Consider the following 19,432-nt stretch of genomic DNA (forward strand, 5'->3'; position numbering starts at 1 on the left):
ATAATTCTTAAGCTAAGTCAATTTCTTTGGTTAGGTAAACATCCTGAACCGCATTTAAAAGTTTTACGCCCTCGGATAGCGGTCTTTGAAAGGCTTTTCTACCTAAAATTAGTCCAACTCCTCCAGCTCTTTTATTAATAATCGCTGTTTTTACCGCTTCTTTTAGGTCATCATCTCCTTTTGATTCTCCGCCAGAATTGATCAGTCCAATTTTTCCTGAATAACAATTGGCTACCATATATCTTGTGAGGTCGATAGGATGGTTTGTTGAAAGCTGAGAGTACATCTTTTCGTCATATTTTCCGAAATTTAATGCCTTAAAGCCTCCGTTGGTTTCTGGTAACTTTTGCTTGATAAGATCGGCCTGTATGGTCACTCCTATGTGGGTTGCCTGGCTGCTCATATCTGTCGCATTATGGTAGTCAACGCCGTCTTTTTTGAAAGCATTGTTCCTTGTATAGCACCATAGTATTGTTGCCATCCCAAGTTCATGTGCCTGCTCAAAGGCTTCAGAAACTTCAATGAGTTGTCTGTTACTTTCTTCGGCGCCAAAATAAATAGTTGCTCCGACCGCAACAGCCCCAAGGTTCCAGGCTTCTTTTACTTTTCCGAACATAACCTGATTGTATTTATTCGGATAAGTGAGCAGTTCGTTATGGTTGATTTTTACTATAAAAGGAATTTTGTGGGCGTATTTTCTGGCATTGATGGCTAATGTACCGAAAGTACTTGCAATGGCATTGGAACCACCTTCAATTGCCAGTTTTATAATGTTTTCAGGATCAAAGTAAATGGGATTTGGAGCAAATGAAGCTCCTGCTGTATGTTCTATATCCTGGTCCACGGGCAAAATAGATATATACCCTGTTCCAGACAGTCTTCCGTGTCCAAGCATAGAAGCAAGGCTTCTCAGAACCGGTGTCGGGCGATTAGACAGAGCAAACGATTCATCTACATAGTTAGGTGTAGGATTTCTTATCGATTGCTTAGTGATTGTCTCACATTGATGCTTCAGGAGGTAATCGGCATCATTTCCAAGCAGACTTAATATCTTATTGTAGGACATTTTTCTTCTTTTGTAATGAAAACTTTATCCAATACAGAAAAGCAAAGATATCTTTTTTTTCAAATCCTCCAAATTTGGATATTTCAAACACCTGTCTGAAAATCAAATGATTAACAGACAGGTGTTTTGGTGATTTCAGAGTAACATTTTGAAAAGGATAGCTTTACTTTACTTCCTCATAGTCTACATATTCCCCCTCAGAAGGTGATTTTCCCGATTTCTTCTGATTGTTAGGAATATAGTCAATGTCTATAGTCCCTTCTTTTTTTCTTGGACGTATTGGCTCTTGGTTATTTGTGTTAAAACCATGCTGTTCAGCCATTTTTTTTGCCATGCGCTCAATAGCATACCTTAATAAAGGTTTCGTAAGCCACCTTATCGCCAGATAAATAAGAAATATAATTAATAAGACTTTAAACATATATCTATAAACTACCTGCTGAGGTATAAGTTCCTTTCAGAATAAAGTTTTAAGAAATAGTCGTCCTGCAAATCGTCAATGAAGTAAATTGCTTCTCCTGTCGATTTCATTTCAGGGCCAAGTTCCTTATTTACATTCGGGAACTTGTTGAATGAAAATACTGGTATTTTTATAGCGTATCCCTTCTTTTTCGGATTAAAATTGAAGTCTTTAACTTTATTTACGCCTAACATTACCTTTGCTGCATAATTTACATATGGCTCATCATAAGCTTTGCAGATGAAAGGTACTGTTCTTGAAGCTCTTGGGTTTGCTTCAATCACGTATACTACTTCATTTTTTACAGCAAACTGAATATTTATTAAACCTACTGTATTTAAAGCAATTGCAATTCTTCTGGTATAATCTTCAATTTGCTTGATCACATTTTCACTCAGATTAAATGGAGGTAGTACTGAATGAGAATCTCCTGAGTGAATTCCTGCTGGTTCAATATGTTCCATTACGCCAATGATGTAAACATCCTCGCCGTCACATATTGCATCTGCTTCTGCTTCGAGCGCATTTTCAAGGAAATGGTCAAGGAGTACTCTGTTTTCAGGGATATCTCTCAGGATGTCCACTACATGCTGCTCCAATTCCTTTTCGTTGATAACGATTTTCATGCTCTGACCACCTAATACATAAGAAGGTCTTACAAGAAGTGGGAATCCAAGTTCTTTGCTTAATTCAATTGCATCATCAGCAGTCTGAATAACACCAAATTTTGGATATGGAATATTGTTTTCTTTAAGAAGGGTAGAGAAACTTCCTCTGTCTTCAGCAAGATCAAGTGATTTATAGTTTGTTCCAAGGATTTTTATTCCGTAACGCTCAAGTTTTTCTGCAAGCTTAAGCGCAGTCTGACCTCCAAGCTGAACTATTACGCCTTCAGGTTTTTCATGCTGAATGATATCATACAAATGCTCCCAGAAAACTGGTTCAAAGTATAGTTTATCCGCAATGTCAAAATCCGTAGAAACAGTTTCTGGATTACAGTTGATCATGATGGTTTCGAATCCAGCTTCTTTAGCTGCAAGGATCCCATGCACACAAGAGTAATCAAATTCGATACCCTGGCCAATCCTGTTCGGGCCAGATCCAAGAACGATGATTTTTTTCTTATCGGAACGGATAGATTCGTTTTCTCCTTCGAAAGTCGAGTAGTAATATGGAGTTTTTGCCTCAAACTCTGCAGCACAGGTATCTACTACTTTAAATACTCTCTGGATATTGTAATCTGTTCTTTTCTTGTGGACTTCACTTTCAAGACACTTCAAAAGATGCGCTATTTGTCTGTCTGCATAGCCTTTTTTCTTTGCAGTAAACAGCAAGTCTTTTGAGATATTATCTATAGTATTTTTTTGAATTTCTTTTTCAAGCAACACTAGCTCCTCAATTTGATGCAGGAACCAAGGGTCAATTTTGGTAAGCTTATGAATTGTTTTAAATGGAATTCCCATAGCGAAAGCGTCACGCACATGGAATATTCTGTTCCAACTTGGATGTTCAAGGCTCTCAAGGATTTGATCCTGTTTGGTAAGTTCTTTGCCGTCCGCTCCAAGTCCGTTTCTCTTTATTTCGAGAGACTGACAAGCCTTCTGAAGCGCTTCTTGGAAGTTTCTTCCAATACCCATAGCCTCTCCAACAGATTTCATCTGTAAGCCAAGGTGTCTGTCTGCTCCTTTGAATTTGTCGAAGTTCCAGCGAGGAATTTTAACGATTACATAGTCAAGTGCTGGTTCGAAATAAGCACTTGTTGTTTTTGTAATAGCGTTGTTTAATTCATCCAAGTTATATCCCACTGCAAGTTTTGCTGCTATTTTAGCGATTGGGTAACCAGTAGCTTTTGAAGCGAGAGCAGATGAACGAGATACTCTAGGGTTGATTTCAATGGCAATTACAGATTCGTCTTCTGGATTAACAGAGAACTGTACATTACATCCACCGGCAAACTGACCAATACCGTTCATCATTTTGATGGCAAGGTCTCTCAAGTGTTGGTAAGTAGTATCCGCCAGAGTCATTGCCGGAGCTACAGTTATTGAGTCTCCTGTGTGGATACCCATTGGGTCAAAGTTTTCGATAGAGCAAATGATAATTACATTGCCTATATTATCTCTTAAAAGCTCAAGCTCATATTCTTTCCAGCCCATGATACTTTGCTCTACAAGAACCTCATGAATTGGGGAGGCGTGCAATCCTCTTGTAAGCGCTTCATCAAAATCTTCAGGTCTGTTTACGAAACCCCCACCTGTACCACCAAGTGTAAAAGAAGGTCTGATAACAAGAGGAAATCCTATTTCCTGAGCAATTTCTTTTCCTTCTAGGAAAGACGTTGCAGTTTCCCCTTTGCAGACACCTACTCCCAGTTCAAGCATTTTAAGCCTGAATTTCTCTCTATCCTCAGTGGTTTCAATTGCTTTAATATCAACCCCAATAATTTTTACATTATATTTTTTCCAGATACCTGCTTTGTCGCAGTCAATTGCCAGATTCAGAGCAGTTTGTCCGCCCATTGTTGGAAGAACAGCATCAATTTTATGCTTTTCTAAAATCTCAATAATAGATTTTTTCTCAAGCGGCTTTAGATAGACATGGTCAGCAGTGACCTTATCAGTCATGATTGTAGCCGGGTTAGAATTAATGAGTACGACTTCTATACCTTCTTCTCTCAGGGACCTGGAGGCCTGGGAACCGGAATAGTCAAACTCACAAGCTTGTCCGATGATGATTGGACCGCTACCTATGATCAAGACGGTCTTGATACTATTGTCTCTTGGCATTTATGATGGGCGTTTTATAAACAAATATTTAAATCTGATACAAAATTGGGAACTCATCGTTCCGAAGGATTTGGAAAATTCCTGGCCGGAATTTCAAAAATCCTACAAATGTAGGGCAAAAAGTGATTAAAGTGAAAGGATGTAAGAGAAATGTGGATATTTAATGGTTTCTTGGAAAATGAAATTTTGATTGGACTTCGATCAAATTTGGATTTTCAGATTTAAAGCAAAATTGTTTAATAAAAATGAGATTTAGATATTCGAAAAAATGGGATATAAAAGCCCAAAATAAGGCTCGGGCAAATATATCTTATTGAAATTTAGATTAACGGTCCGTTAAACTAAGATTAGAGACTATGTCGGAACCAAATTCTTTTTCAAGAATTATATACGTTGATTTTTTGCTAACTGCAAAATATTCTGAAGGAAGAACATTTAGACTTGTATTCCAGGTATCATAAAAAATAATATCAGAAGAGTGCAAATTATGATTAATTTCATTTATGTTGGGAGCAACATAAATCAACTTACTTTTAGTATTCCCATCTAGTGAACTGAGCAGCAACGCTTCATCTGGCGATGCCCAAAATAATTCTGGATTACCTATATTTTTTGCATTATCACGAGATATTATTGCCTTTGATATGCCATTTTTATCCATAAAATTTAGATAATTTTGAAAGAAAGCATGTCTTTGTTTGATTATGATACTGTCTCTGCAAATAAAATAGATAGGGAAAACAAATATCATTGAAAGAATAATGGGATAGAATTTTGAGATCTTAAATGCTGTGGTAGCATATTGACCAAAAAATAATGCAATAATAAATGTTAAAGGCTGAAATAAGTGCTGACAATAAAAATCATATATAATTGCAGGACGAGTGATCAAATACAATATATAAAAGCTTCCAAGGCTGAATACAAACATACTGATTAATGCATATTTCCTTAAATATAGAAGCCCGCAAATTATTGCCAATACAATTATGAGTGTATAAAAATATTCAGACTGAAGGTAAGTCCAAAGATTATTTGAGGTCTCATTTGTAAATGAATGAAGACCGAAGTTTTTAAGGCTACCTGCCTTTTCTATATTTCTTTGATCATAGTTTGATTTAAATAGTGTTTCACGGATGTTATAATTAACCAGTGCAGCTAACAAGATTGAAGGGATCCAATTTCTTCTCTCTGGTAATTCATAATATTTTAATCCACTCCATAAAATGAATATCAGTAACGTTAAAGGGTGGCTAAATATAATTACAGAGATAAGAAACAAGCTGCTAATAATGAAAATTATAAAATGCTTATTTTGGGTATTATAATGGTTATATAGGCCATTATAGAATAGAAGCACACACAAACCTATTTGAAACTCACTTACTGGATAAAAAAACAGATATGAATTCATTATGGAATAAAACGCTAGTATGGAAATTGCTGTCTTTGTTTCTTTAAACCACCAAATTGATAAGAAGATTAATACCAAAGGTATAAGGAAGAAATTGACGGAGTAAGATATTAAAATGGCAGAAAGTGAAAGATGTAAATTGAAAGCAAAAAATGGAAGAAACTGTGAGAAGATACTAATGTATCTATTAGTAGCAATATAAAATGTGTTATTCTCCATCATAGTCAAGAGATAATGGGAGGTATCTACAAGAATTATTCTTTCTTTTGAAAAGACTACAGACAATATCAAAAGAGATAAAGTCCAAATAATGATAAATGTCAGTTCTGTCTTAAAGATTGTTTTTTTTGAAAGAAGATTCATGCCCTAATAGAGTGTTGAATAGTTTGATGGTTTGTGGATTATCTTTTTAGATTGAAGAAATGAAAAATTAAAATCCTGAAAAAACTTAAGCTTTCAATTGTCAGAATTTTTATGTTTAAGTTAGAAAAGGTGACCCCTTTTCTTAAAGATACTTGATGACTGATAAGTTTTACACCTTTTCTTTTGCATGCTAAATATATAAATTCCAGGTCAAATAAATACCTGTTAATTGTTGTTTCTGAATAAATGCTTTTACCCAAGTTATTAAAGCCTTTAAGGCCACATTGAGTGTCTGTCACGGAGAGATTCAGAAGTTTCGCCGAGAAGTATTTAAAAATTTTTGAAATTAAAATTCTAGTTTTAGGAACAGTAGAGTAATAGCTCTGATCTCTCACACCAACAATTATATCAGCCTCCTTGCCTTTTAATTTATTGTAAATTTCTACTATATTGATTTCTTCGAAAGGAAAATCAACGTCAGTGTAAATGATTATTTCCGATGTTGCGTATTCTAACCCTTTTCTTAAAGCAAATCCCTTTCCTTTATTTTCATTATAGGAGTTAAATTGAAAGGACTTTAAGTTCTTAAAAAGGTAATCGATTGATGATTGTTCTATATTGGGTGAACCGTCATTGACTACTATTAGATTAATATTTAAATCGGGAAGGATTTCGTTCAGATTTTTTATACTTCGATTAATTCTTACTTCCCAACCATCCAGAGGATTATAACACGGAAGGACAATATCTAAACAATTCTCCACTTAATCTTTATAAAAAAATATTTTACCAATATATTAATTTTTACAGAATATATTCACGCTAAACTTAAGAGAAGTTTTATACCAGATTTATCTATAGATATTTGAACCGTTTCATTTTTTAGAATAGTCTAAATATAGTTGATCCATAATAATTTGATATTTCTATGGTTTAAACATCAAATTATATTATGGATTTTCTGAGTAAAATTTAGTATTTTTGAGTTTTAATATTCCTGAGGAAATGTATTCAGCTCCACTTTCTACCAAAAATTTTACTCTTTTAGGTATAATTTTATTTACAGTATTTTTAGCCTTTTACCGAATTACCGCTTCAGAAATTCAGCTTAGTGATGAATCAAGGGTTGCTGTTAATGCTCTTGAAATGTATCACAATGGGAATTTTATAACAACTTATTTTAATGGAAGTCCCGATACATTGAATACAAAACCACCTTTCCCTGTTTGGTGTACTGTAGTTTCAATGAAGATATTCGGTGTAAATGAATTTGCCATAAGATTACCCAATGCACTGGCATTTATACTCCTTTCGTTTTTTACCTTTCTTTATATAAGAAAAATTACAGGTGATGAGATTTCTGCATTTTTTTGCTCATTAGTTATTCTTACTTTTCCAAGTCTGGCTTCGCTTCAAGTATTTCGGACAGGGGACTATGATTCAATGCTGGTACTTTGGGTTACACTTTATTGTTTTTCTTATTTTGAATATCTGAAAACTAACAATATAAAGTACGTTAATTATTTTTTCACATTCTTTATTTTAGCTTGTTTTACAGGGGGAGTCGCAGCGTTTTTTGCATTACCTGGTCTAGCCCTTTACTTTTTACTTTTTAATAGAAGATTTGAGATTTTCAAAGTTGAAAGATTCCTTTATCTAACTTATCTCACGATATTTCTGATAATAGGCTATTATTTCTTAAGGGAGAGTCAGAATCCAGGTTATGTTAATCTTGTCATTACAAAAGAGTTGGGTGGAAGATATTTTAAATCCCTTGAAAGCTATAAGCAATTCTGGGATACTTCTTGGCAGGTGGTTGTCAATTTACAAATTCCATTTTGGATATTTTTATTACTCTTTTTAATAAAGGATAAGGTTGTTAAGCATACTATTTATTTCAGCCTTATTGTTGCCTTCTTTATTGCGCTGGGTATATCGCCATCCAAAGCAAAATTAGATTGGTATATAGTTCAGACATTTCCCTTCATTGCAATATGCATAGGGCTGTTCATTGGTTTTATATATAAACATGTGAATCAGTATTTATCAGATAATGTAAATGAAAATATACTATTAAAACCTTCAGTAATAAATACTGCATTTATTTTATTAATCATATTTCCTATATACAAAGTTGTAAAAGTCATTAATGAAAGAGAAGTAGTCACTAACGGCAAATATATTCCCGTAAAAGAGGCCTTGGCTGATCTTAAAAATTACAAAACAGGCAGCAAGAAGTCTTATGCAATTTTCTCTGATTCTTCCACTTCCTTAGCTTTTTATATGACAAAATTCAATCACGAAAATAATTGTGATATTCATTTTGATCGCGAAAATTATAATGATACAATTCTTTTGATTAAAGGGACAAACTGGGGAATAAGGGAAATTTATCGCACTGATTTGCTTTTTGAATCAGCTAATATGCAGGTCTTAGCAAGAAGCGGGCTACGTTTTAACTTCCCATTAACTGACAAAGATTTGATTTTTATTAAACACCTGAATGAAATTAAGAACTCACAAGATCTCATCAAACTGGAGCTGGACAAGATTATATATAACAATAATTCTATTATGACCCAGATTATTCTTGATGCGGGGTATTTGATGGAAATGAATAATGAAGGTTCTAAGGAAGAAATTGCAATATTGATAAATAAATACACCGAAGAATATAAAAAGGGAAATTTGTTTTTTGCTTCTCCAAATGTTCAGGACTTATCCAAAAGCGGGAAATACTTTAACTTCCCTTTAAATGAAAAAGATTTTACTTTTTTAGGACATTTTGATAAAATTAAAAACTCAGAAGCTCTTCTGAAAGTGGAGACTGAAAAGATCAAATATAACAATAATCCAATGATGGTTCAGATCCTTATTGATGCTGGGTATTTAATGGAGATTAATGGACAGGGATCTAAGGATGAAATAAATCAGCTTGTAAATAAATATACAGAAGAATATAAAATGGGTAATATTCTCTAAGAAACTGGTAAAAAGATTCAACAGGCAGAATTTTTCATAGGATTATTGGCATAAAATTTCTCTTTTATAATCTAATAAGTCTATGTATATATTTTGCTTCGGCTATAAACCGTTATTGGAGAATAATTAGAATTAAAAATCAGGTTTTCCTAGTATGCCTGAAAAATCAATTTTAATATTAATTTAATATATTCTGGCTTTGTAGAAGAGTAACAGAGGCTTTAAGCGTAATGTTTATAGGCATAATTGGAGAATATATCAGTTGAATTGCAAATTATGTGAGAAACAGACCTTTGTATATATCAATAATGCTAATCTTATTCATTTAGAAATAAAATTTTCAAAAACAGTTAATCAGTGAAAGATAATTTGACTCTTGACCATAACCCTGCAAGACTGGCTTACCTTGACAGTTTAAGGGGGATTGCCGCTTATAGTGTATTAGTATATCATGTGATAGGAGCGCATTGGGGATACTTTACTGAAGCTCATTTATTTTCTATGGTTTTTAATGGATCAGATGCAGTTTCATTTTTCTTTGTGCTTAGTGGATTAGTACTTTCGTACAAATACTTTAATTCCTCTAATGAAAAAAGTCTGGATTATAAAGAATTTGTCATTTCCAGAATATTTAGGATTTATCCTGCTTTCCTGGTGATGATATTAATTTACTATTTTTATAAATATAAAGCCGAGTTCAGTTTTGATCTTATATGGAATACTATATTTCACAATAAGTACTTTCTATATGAAGAAGCTTCATTATTGAGAATGAAGTCGGACCTTTTTTTACCGGATTGGACTTTAGGTGTTGAAATTGCGATGTCTGTTTTAGTGCCTGTATTAATACTGGTTCTGAAAAATGATCGTAAGATGTTTCTTATGCTTATTCCGGTATTTTTTATACTAAATAAGTATTTGAGCATTTTCATTTTCCACTTTGCTCTCGGTGTATTGATAGCTTACTACTTTCCAAAAATTCAGTCTTATGACTTTAAGAAATCTAAGTGGTATACTTTCCGCTATCCTTTATATGTAGGAATTTTTTTGATGTATGGTGTCAGACATTTATCCAGGATTCATCCCTTTGGGCAAACCTATGATTACTTCTCTGGCAGTTTAATTGGCCTCGATTTCTTCCACATTACAGGATTGGCCTCTGCTTTGATAATTGTGCTAATAATCAATAATACAAAGTTACAGGAGATGCTTTCTGCTGCTCCCCTAAGATTCTTAGGAAAAATCTCATATGGCGTTTACCTTATTCATTGGTTTGTTATAGGAAATCTGTTGATGGAAAATTTTGACATGTTCCTTAAATTCTTTGGAAGTGAATTAAGAACTTTAGTAGGGTTTATCATCATTACTTCAGTTGTAACTTTTGTGTTGGCCACTGTCTTATATAAGTTAGTTGAGGAACCGGCAATAAATGCAGGCAGGAGGTTAATTCAAAGCTTGAGGGCGAAAGAGACAACTACAGAAACAGAATTGTTAGCTGAAACAAAATAAACAGCTTCTTAAAATAAATTTTACAGGAATAAATGCTCCATGATGAATTAGATGCATTTATTCCTGTTCTTTTTAATATCAGTTACTTTTCGCTAAATTTTTCTCAAACTTCCTATTCAGTTGAAAAAAGATTAAAAATTAGTTATCAATTATTCTAAATTTGTCTTTTGTGTCAATTTTAATTTCAAAAGAATAATGAGAAAAAAAATAGTTGCAGGAAACTGGAAAATGAATAAAACTTTGGAAGAAGGTTTAAAGCTTGCTTCAGAAGTTGTTAATATGGTAAAAGATGAAGTAAAGTCTGATGCTGGCATCGTTCTTTGCCCACCTTTTATTGAGCTTCATGCCGTAAGCAAATTAGTGGAAGGAAGTAAAATTAGTCTTGGCGCTCAGAATTGCCACTCAAAAGCCTCTGGAGCTTATACTGGTGAAGTTTCAGTAGAGATGTTAAAATCTGTAGGTGCTGGATTTGTAATTTTAGGACATAGTGAAAGAAGAGAATATTTTAATGAGTCTAATCAGTTTTTGACTGAAAAAGTAAATATAGCTCTTCAGAATGGTCTTACTCCAATATTCTGCTGTGGTGAGACGTTAAGCCAAAGAGAAAAAGGTGTTCACCTGGATTTCGTTAAAAGTCAATTAACAGAAAGTCTTTTCCACCTTCCAGAATCTGAATTTCTAAAAGTAGTTATTGCATATGAGCCAATCTGGGCAATAGGTACTGGTGTTACAGCTACTACAGCTCAGGCACAAGAAATGCATGCTATTATCAGAGACCATATCAAATCAAAATATGGAGCTAAAGTAGCAGATGCGACTACAATTCTATACGGTGGAAGCTGTAAGCCTGACAATGCAAAAGAACTGTTCGCATGTCCGGATGTTGACGGCGGATTGATAGGCGGAGCAAGCTTGAAAGCAAGAGATTTCGTTGATATTGTTAAATCTTTCTAAAACAAATAGTAAAAGGCTGGGTTGGTAGTATTCTCGGAATACAAATTCCGAATATTAGTGGTCCAGCCTTTTTAAATAATCGAAATATTTAGTATTTTAAATAGTTTATTTTGGACTTTCTTCAAATAATAATTCCAGCATCAGAGGAAATAAAGGAAATGCTGATTGCTGAACTTGATTTTTTAGGTTTTGATTCTTTTCAGGAAACAGAAGAGGGGGTCGAAGCTTATGTGCAAGATGATCTTTTTCAAGAGGAACAATTGAAAGAGGTACTTTCTAGATATCAGGATATTCCAGCCTATACTGTATCTAAACTTGAAAAAAAGAATTGGAATGAAGAATGGGAGAAAAACTTTGATCCGGTCAGAATTGAAGATCAGGTGCTCATTAGAGCATCATTTCATCACCCTGACAAGAGTTTTCCGTATGAAATTCTGATTAATCCCAAAATGGCATTTGGCACAGGTCATCATGAAACTACTTCTTTGATGATCAAAGCTCAGCTAGGCCTTGAGCATCAGGGAAAAATAATACTGGATGCAGGAGCAGGAACGGGGGTATTGGGCATATTTGCCGGAATGCTTGGGGCAAAGGAAATTACTGCCACAGATATTGATGAGTGGGCCTATTCCAATATGATGGAAAATGCTGAAATCAATAACATACATAACATGAAATGTTTGCAGGGCACAATGGCTGAACTGAATCTCGTTAAGAATAAATATGACATTATCCTGGCCAATATTAATAAGAATGTTTTGCTGGATGAGATCAAATTATACTCGTTAGCTTTAAATAAATCCGGAAATCTGCTATTAAGCGGATTTTATACAGAAGATATTGAAGATATTAAATCAGAAGCACTTAACAGGGGCTTAAAATTCAAAAAGAGCTTTCAGAAAAATAACTGGGCTTGTTTAATGTTTCAAAATTCCTGAGAGAAATTACCATGATGAGGCTTAAATTTTACCTTATTTTTTTAATTGTTGCTGTACCTCTCTTCTGCAGAGCTCAGTATAAACTTGCATCAGAACCTGCACAATTTGTTGTGGACGTGAGTACAATGCTTAATACCACCAATAATCAGGGAGCGATGCTCGTGGCCTCTAACTTTAACTCATCGTGGTCTGGGTTTTCCGATGATCAGAAGAAAAAAATTATTGAAACTTGTCAGAAGATGTTGAAATCCAAAAAATTAAGGACAAATCCTAATTTTTCGGATTTCTTTGCAACTTTAGTTGCATCCAAAAATGCTAATCTTTCGACTTCCAACCTTGACACCCTATTAGCCATCACTCAATACGCAGTTGAAAAATACGACGGCCAGAAATTGAATACATATTTTTCTACAATAAGGCTGGTTGTGGAAAAAGGAATGGTTTATTCTTCAGGATATAACAGACTCTATTTTAAAGGGGGATCCTACAACTTCAGAATGGTAAAAGCAAAGGAGGAAGCTTCTGTAATAGACCAATATGACCAGCAAATTGCAAAGGAGGAACAGCAGGATCAGTCCCAAACTCAAACAACAGATGAGGGCTGGGGCAATGCTAAGGACATGGATAAGAAGAAAAACGAGTTTTTTAGTGATTGGGATAATCCGCAAGCAGAAGAAAATAGCTGGGGAACAATGGAGGAAAATCAACCTAAGCAGGAAGAACAAAATATTTATAACATTGGCTATGTACCAGCTCCTCAACCTCCGATAGATGGAGCAGTTATTGAATTTAAGGATGTTGACTTTACATTTGTAACAGCCTCTGATAGTACGACTCTCAAAGGTACAAGCGGCAGCCTGATGCTGAAAAATAATCTATTTGTTGGTAAGGGAGGAAAATTTGACTGGACTATGGCTGGTTTTGGACCGGATGAAATAACTGCAGAGTTAAAAGATTACAACTTTCCTGTTAAATCTACCAAGTTGGTTTGTGAGAGTGCGATTCTGACTTATCCAGCCAAAACAGATGCGAAAGTTGAAGGAATTTTTGAGTTCAACAGTAAGAAGCATAAGACCTTTGAGGATTGTCAGTATCCAAGATTCAAATCATATGAAAGTAATATTGATATCAAAGGTCTTGGGGAAAATATAAAGTATCATGGAGGTTTGTCTCTTGCCGGAAGAAGGATGTATAGCTCCTCTGTTGACGAAGGAACAGCATCTATAGAAATTCTTCATGAAGGGAAAACTAAGATCAGATCTGTATCTCCTCGGTTTACAATGACAGATTCTACGATCACCTCTGATGTTTCAGGTATTGTTTTATATCAAACCGAAACAGATTCAATCTTCCACCCGGGAGGTAGTTTAAAGTATAATAAAAACAGCGCAACTGTTCGTATCACAAAGCCAAATGGCTACAGGCATTCTCCATTTCTTGATAGTTATCACAAGATAGAAATTGTAGCAGATGCACTTTCCTGGAATCTTGCAGGATCTCAAATTGATTTTAATATCACTAATGGAAGGGATCAGATCCCCGCACTTTTTGAATCGGAGGAATATTTTAGTGGAGACAAATATTCAGGAATGCAAGGGATGTATAAGTTTCACCCTCTTCAAATGATCGTGGCTCATGCAGACAAAACAAAGTCTGATGTGATGTTTGCCGATGACGTAGCAAAAGCTTATAAAATTGAACCTCTTACTGTAAGAGGAGCAATGGTGCAGTTAATGAAAACCGGATTTATTGACTATAGTGTGAAATCTGGCGAAATCAAGCTGAGAAGAAAAGCTAGACACTATGTACTTTCCCGCAGAGACAAAAAGGATTATGATAACATTACCTTTGTTTCTATTAGTCCGGGTGGCGCCAATGCAACTTTGGACCTTAGCACTAATGAACTCTTGGTAAGAGGGGTGGATAAAATTTATATCAGTGACTCTCTTAATGTAAACTTTGTTCCTGACAAGAGAGAGCTCAAAATTTTGAAAAACCGTGACTTCTCTTTCCACGGAAAAATCAATACTCAGAACTTTCAGTTCATTGGGAATGATTTCAATTTTGTTTATGACAGCTTTCTGGTACACTTAAAAACTATCGACCAGATAAGACTTGCCGTGGAGTCTAAAGAAAAAACAGAAAAAGGAAAAGCAAGAGTTTTGGGCAATGAATTGAGATATTCATCTGGAACACTTTACATCAATAAGCCAGATAATAAGTCAGGAAGAAAAAGAATTCCTGCTTACCCTATCTTTGATGCTACATCTGGGGCAACGGTGTTTTTTGATAAACCAACAATTGCCAATGGCGCGTATGATACTACTATTAAGTTTAAAATTCCACCATTTAAAATAGACAGTTTAAGTAGTGATGACCCCCAGGCCATTGGTTTTGATGGAAGCTTTGAAACTGGTGGAATATTCCCTGAGTTTAAGGAGAAACTTATTGTAATGCCGGATTATTCTTTGGGATTTGTTCATGAAGTGCCCAAAAATGGTTATCAGCTGTATACTGGAACCGGAACATACTACAACAAAATATCTCTTGATAATAAAGGTATTCGTGGAGAGGGAGACATTACCTATTTAAATGCAGTTTTAAAATCTAAGGACTTTGCATTTTTTAAAGACTCGGTGCTTACGGAGGGGACATCAGTCGTCAATAAAGAAGGTACCTGTGCTCAGGCTTCATCTCAGGATGTTCATTACCCTGATATGATGGTCAATGATTATAGACTGAAATGGTTGCCGAAAGCAGACAGTATGTTCATATCTAATGCAAAAGAGCCCATCAAATTTTATAAAAACACAGGAGACATGCATGGTACTGCCATTCTTACTAAGAATGGTATGTTCGGAAAAGGAGTGCTTATCACCAGAGGCTCCGAATCTGAATCACCTAAATTCCATTTTGAACAAACTAGGTTCGCAGCGCGCGAGACACTTTTCAAAGTTAAATCTGATAACCCTGATAAACCTGCATTGAAATGTGAACAGGTAAAACTGAATTTCGATCTTGATCAAAGCATTGCCCAGTTTAGTCCCGAGCAACAGGGCTTTGCAAGTAATGAGTTCCCATATGCTCAGTATAAAACTTCCCTAGATGAAGGTACTTGGGATCTGAAAAAGAAAAAGATCTTCATGAAAATGCCGGAAGGAGGAAATATCAATAAGTCATATTTCTACTCTACCAGACCAGATCAGGATAGCTTGGTGTTTAATGCAACAGATGCAGTTTATGACATGGAAAAGCTGACACTTAACGTGTATGGAATTCCTTATATTAAAGTAGCAGACGGATTGGTGTATCCTGATAGTAGTAAGGTTATAGTGGAAGAGAATGCGGTTATGCGTACGTTAAAAAACGCAAGGATTGTACTCGATTCCGTTACCAAATACCACAATTTGTATGATGGTATTATTGATATTGAGGGTAGAAAGAAATTTGCAGGAGAGGCAACTTACCAATATGTTAACCTGGGTGCAGATACACTTTCATTCAAATTCCAGGATTTCAGACTTGTGGAATCTGAGAAGAAGAAAGAAGGAGCGCATACGGTGGCGATGGGAGCTATCAGGGAAGAAGACAGCTTGGAAGTGGCACCAAAAATCCTTTATAAAGGTAAAGTTACCCTTTTTGCAGAAAAGAAATTCCTTGCCTTTGACGGTTTCCTGAAGCTCGATCTTAAAGGAGCATTGAGCTATTCTCAATGGTTGAAGTATAATAATGATGGATCTAATGCGGACGTAGTAATCAATGTTGACAATGCCGTAGCTGGAAATGGAACACCATTGACAACAGGTATGTACTTTGACACCAGATCGAATGAGATGTATACTACATTTATCTCACAAAAGCGAAATCAGCTAGATCATGATATCTTTAGTACCAAGGGAGTACTTGAGTATATTGCACAAAAAGGATTGTTCCGTGTCGGACTTCCGGATAGACTTTCAGGTAAAACAAAACAGGGTAGCATTTTTTCATATGATGATGCTAATTCCACTTCAGAATTTTCAGGAAGATTTAATCTTCTTAAAGAAAATAAGAATATTACACTGGATGCAGCAGGTTTTGGAAAATCAGACCTTACAAATTTTAAATATGAATTTAATACAATATTGTCATTCAATTTTAAGGTAAATTCCTCAGTGTTGACAGCTGTTGGTAAAAATATGAAGACGATGTCTGCTGCTTTCCCATTAGATACTTCTGAGACTTCGGAAAAAATATTTGCAAGAGATACTGTTTTAGTATATAAGTTGGCAGAATTAATAGGAAATCCAGGCGCAGAAAAGTATAAAAGTCAAAAATCTCTTGGATATGCGCCGCTGGCAATGATTGACAGCGATTTTGGGAAAAATGTAGTATTCTCAGATGTAAATCTGAAATGGTCTACAGAGTATAAAGCGTTTTATAGTGTAGGTACCATATATGTGTCAAATATTTTAAAAGATGACATAAATAAGGCAATGCCTGGACATATCGAGATTAAGAAGACACCTAAAGGTGATGTGATTAATATATATCTTGAAGCAGGTCCTAATTCCTGGTATTACATTACTTATGATGACAACAGGTTTGCAGTGACATCTTCAAATGACGAAGTAAATTCAATATTAGCCGGAAAATCAAAAGGTGAAATGGCTGATCGTTCAAAATTCTTCTATGTCAAAGCTGAACCAGTTGAAAAAACCAGGTTCGTGACTATGTTTAAGGAAAGATATCTTGGAATTCAGGAAGACTTGAACGAATCTATACCTGAAAGTCAGGAATATGAGCAGGAGGAGGCCCCTCAAGATGAAGTACAAGAAGAGGCTCCAGCAGAGGAAACTCCTGCCGTAGGAGAGGAGCCTGCAGAAGCCGAATCTCCTGCGAAGAAATCTAACAAACCTGCTAAAAAAGGTAAAGAAGACACCAAGAACTACGATAAATATAAACTTCCAGATCAAAATCTTGATCAAGGAGAAGAGGGGCCTGCGGAAGGAGATAAGCCAGATCCTTCAATAGAGGACAGAAAAAAACAGCAACAGGATCAACAAAAGATGAAAAATTTATTCGGAAATTAATTTCTCAGGAATTTTCATTTAAAGATTTTGGTTCGGACAAAAGAGATTAAAAATCGATGTTGGTTTTTTAATCTCTTTTGTTTTATTAATCAAATTTGGTATTTTTCAAAAATTAACATTTTGTTAAGGTTACACGTAAGTAAGAAACATGAGCATATTATTTATAACAATTGGAATTGTTTTTGCCTACCTGATAGGATCACTTCCTACAGCAATATGGTATGGTAAAGCTTTCTTTGGTCTGGATGTGAGGGATTTCGGTAGCGGAAATGCCGGCGCGACAAATACCTTCAGGGTAATGGGAAAAAGGGCTGGCATTATAGTTATGCTGGTGGATATATTAAAAGGATGGACTGCGACTAACAGCGCATTCTTTCTTGCATATTATAATTTGATTGATCATCAGGATCTTGTTTTATACAAGCTATTTTTCGGATTGGCAGCGGTAGCAGGACATATTTTTCCTGTTTACGAAAGATTTAAGGGGGGAAAGGGTGTAGCGACCCTTTTGGGAATGATATTATCTATACAATCCGAAGCTGCTCTTCTTTGTATTTTGGTTTTTCTGGTTGTATTTCTGGTATTTAAATACGTATCCCTTGGTTCAATGACCTCTGCATTGGCATTCCCTATTTTGTTATGCCTTCCAAGGTTTAGTCCAAATCAGCCAATTGTTGTGCTATTTGCTTTCGCAATTTTTGCTTTGGTGGTTATCACTCACCAAAAAAATATTGTCCGTCTTCTTCATGGAGAGGAGAATAAAGCAAAAATCAGAATCAGAAGACGCTAAAATTATTACGGGGCCAAATAAATGGCCCCTCCGCAATTATCTTTCATAGAGCCTGTTACTGAGCTCAAACTATTTACCTCATTTCTCCATCTTAGCGTTCCTAAAAAGGCAAATATTAATGCCTCTTTAAATGAGACTATTTTAGCTTCCGGAACAATGAATTCGATTCCATTACCGGACTTTTCCTGGAAAAGGCCCACAAGGAATTCATTAAATGCTCCACCTCCAGTAATCAGAACTTTGCTATTATCTGAAATTTCATTCTTTTTAATAATGTCAGTTACTTTTTCTGCAATGTGATGGCAAAAAGTATTCAGTAAATTTTCAATGCTGTCTTTTGTATTTTCTATCAGAGGAATAAATAGATTGTCAACATGTTCTTTACCAAGGGATTTTGGAATTGGTTGAGAATAGTAATTAATGTGAGAAAGCGCCTCCAGTAATTTTTTATTAGTGACGCCAGCCTTAGCCAAAGCTCCTCCATGATCAAATAGATGCCCCTTATGTGCTGCCAGTAAATTTAAAACCATATTTGCAGGGCAGATATCAAAGGCGATTCTTTTGCCAGAATTGTCATCGTAGGAAATATTTGCAATGCCACCAAGATTCAGGCAAAAGTCAAATTCCTTAAATAATAATTTATCTCCAATAGGAACTAAAGGTGCTCCTTGTCCCCTGAGCGCTACATCCAGTGATCTGAAATCGCAGACTACAGGAAGATTGCTTGCTGCCGCAACTGCAGCGCCATTTCCAATCTGAGTAGTAAATCTATTTTCTGGCTGATGAAAGATGGTATGACCATGGGTGGAAATAAAATCTACAGGAATATTTAGTTTATCAAGAAAGTTTTTTACCGCATTTCCCTGAAAATATCCAAAGTCAAAATCCAGCTTGGCAAGACTTTCAGCAGAGCCTTTCATCACATTTTTCAAACTGTTTCTGCGCGCTTCGTCATATTCGAAAGTTGTAGCTTCCAGTATTTCGTAGCTCCATTTATTCTCCCTAAGTTCAAACTTACAAACCGCGATATCCAGTCCGTCAAGAGATGTTCCGGACATAAGCCCTGCAACTATATAGGTGTTTTTCATGATTCAATCT

Annotated in this window: 12 protein-coding genes; 6 read left to right on the forward strand and 6 right to left on the reverse strand. The window is 35.3% G+C overall.

The window, feature by feature from the left end; genetic code table 11:
- Positions 1-7: 7 nt before the first annotated feature.
- The 5 genes from J7604_RS14940 to J7604_RS14960 form a co-directional block, all read right to left on the reverse strand.
- Positions 8-1,066, reverse strand: a complete 1,059-nt coding sequence (locus J7604_RS14940) for a class I fructose-bisphosphate aldolase (RefSeq protein WP_293897140.1) — start codon at positions 1,064-1,066, stop codon at positions 8-10.
- A 163-nt stretch (positions 1,067-1,229) separates the two neighbouring features.
- The gene (locus J7604_RS14945; protein ID WP_293897141.1) at positions 1,230-1,487 is read right to left on the reverse strand and encodes a DUF4834 family protein; all 258 of its coding nucleotides are present in this window, start codon (positions 1,485-1,487) and stop codon (positions 1,230-1,232) included.
- An 11-nt stretch (positions 1,488-1,498) separates the two neighbouring features.
- Positions 1,499-4,312, reverse strand: a complete 2,814-nt coding sequence (carB, locus tag J7604_RS14950) for a carbamoyl-phosphate synthase large subunit (RefSeq protein WP_293897142.1) — start codon at positions 4,310-4,312, stop codon at positions 1,499-1,501.
- Positions 4,313-4,637: 325 nt separating this feature from the next.
- Positions 4,638-6,089, reverse strand: a complete 1,452-nt coding sequence (locus J7604_RS14955; RefSeq protein WP_293897143.1) for a hypothetical protein — start codon at positions 6,087-6,089, stop codon at positions 4,638-4,640.
- Between the two features lie 38 nt (positions 6,090-6,127).
- Entirely contained in the window at positions 6,128-6,853 is a 726-nt protein-coding gene (locus tag J7604_RS14960) for a glycosyltransferase family 2 protein (RefSeq protein ID WP_293897144.1), read from the reverse strand.
- Positions 6,854-7,070: 217 nt separating this feature from the next.
- On the opposite strand from J7604_RS14960, the gene J7604_RS14965 reads away from it, so the two are divergent.
- From J7604_RS14965 to plsY, 6 genes are all read left to right on the forward strand, one after another.
- Positions 7,071-9,071, forward strand: coding sequence for a glycosyltransferase family 39 protein (locus tag J7604_RS14965; RefSeq protein ID WP_293897145.1), 2,001 nt, complete (start codon positions 7,071-7,073; stop codon positions 9,069-9,071).
- Between the two features lie 357 nt (positions 9,072-9,428).
- On the forward strand, positions 9,429-10,580 hold the full coding sequence (locus J7604_RS14970) for an acyltransferase (protein ID WP_293897146.1): 1,152 nt from the start codon (positions 9,429-9,431) through the stop codon (positions 10,578-10,580).
- Between the two features lie 195 nt (positions 10,581-10,775).
- A complete protein-coding gene (tpiA, locus tag J7604_RS14975; protein WP_293897147.1) occupies positions 10,776-11,534 on the forward strand; it encodes a triose-phosphate isomerase in 759 nt (252 codons plus the stop codon).
- A gap of 110 nt (positions 11,535-11,644) precedes the next feature.
- Positions 11,645-12,472: a 50S ribosomal protein L11 methyltransferase gene (gene prmA, locus J7604_RS14980; RefSeq protein ID WP_293897148.1), complete on the forward strand. Its 828-nt coding sequence runs from the start codon at positions 11,645-11,647 to the stop codon at positions 12,470-12,472.
- 11 nt (positions 12,473-12,483) lie between these two features.
- Entirely contained in the window at positions 12,484-17,544 is a 5,061-nt protein-coding gene (locus J7604_RS14985; RefSeq protein ID WP_293897149.1) for a hypothetical protein, read from the forward strand.
- A 148-nt stretch (positions 17,545-17,692) separates the two neighbouring features.
- Positions 17,693-18,334, forward strand: coding sequence for a glycerol-3-phosphate 1-O-acyltransferase PlsY (gene plsY / locus J7604_RS14990; protein ID WP_293897150.1), 642 nt, complete (start codon positions 17,693-17,695; stop codon positions 18,332-18,334).
- A 5-nt stretch (positions 18,335-18,339) separates the two neighbouring features.
- Here the strand turns inward: plsY and J7604_RS14995 are convergent, their stop codons facing one another.
- The gene (locus J7604_RS14995) at positions 18,340-19,422 is read right to left on the reverse strand and encodes an anhydro-N-acetylmuramic acid kinase (protein ID WP_293897151.1); all 1,083 of its coding nucleotides are present in this window, start codon (positions 19,420-19,422) and stop codon (positions 18,340-18,342) included.
- Positions 19,423-19,432: the final 10 nt, after the last annotated feature.

The sequence above is a fragment of the Sporocytophaga sp. genome, from assembly GCF_017745095.1.
In the GTDB taxonomy this organism is placed as follows: Bacteria; Bacteroidota; Bacteroidia; order Cytophagales; family Cytophagaceae; genus Sporocytophaga.

Coding starts and splice junctions, on each gene's coding strand:
- J7604_RS14940 (WP_293897140.1), bottom strand. CDS start 1,066: ATGTCCTACAATAAGATATTAAGTCTGCTTGGAAATGATGCCGATTAC.
- J7604_RS14945 (WP_293897141.1), bottom strand. CDS start 1,487: ATGTTTAAAGTCTTATTAATTATATTTCTTATTTATCTGGCGATAAGG.
- carB (WP_293897142.1), bottom strand. CDS start 4,312: ATGCCAAGAGACAATAGTATCAAGACCGTCTTGATCATAGGTAGCGGT.
- J7604_RS14955 (WP_293897143.1), bottom strand. CDS start 6,089: ATGAATCTTCTTTCAAAAAAAACAATCTTTAAGACAGAACTGACATTT.
- tpiA (WP_293897147.1), top strand. CDS start 10,776: ATGAGAAAAAAAATAGTTGCAGGAAACTGGAAAATGAATAAAACTTTG.
- J7604_RS14985 (WP_293897149.1), top strand. CDS start 12,484: ATGATGAGGCTTAAATTTTACCTTATTTTTTTAATTGTTGCTGTACCT.
- plsY (WP_293897150.1), top strand. CDS start 17,693: ATGAGCATATTATTTATAACAATTGGAATTGTTTTTGCCTACCTGATA.
- J7604_RS14995 (WP_293897151.1), bottom strand. CDS start 19,422: ATGAAAAACACCTATATAGTTGCAGGGCTTATGTCCGGAACATCTCTT.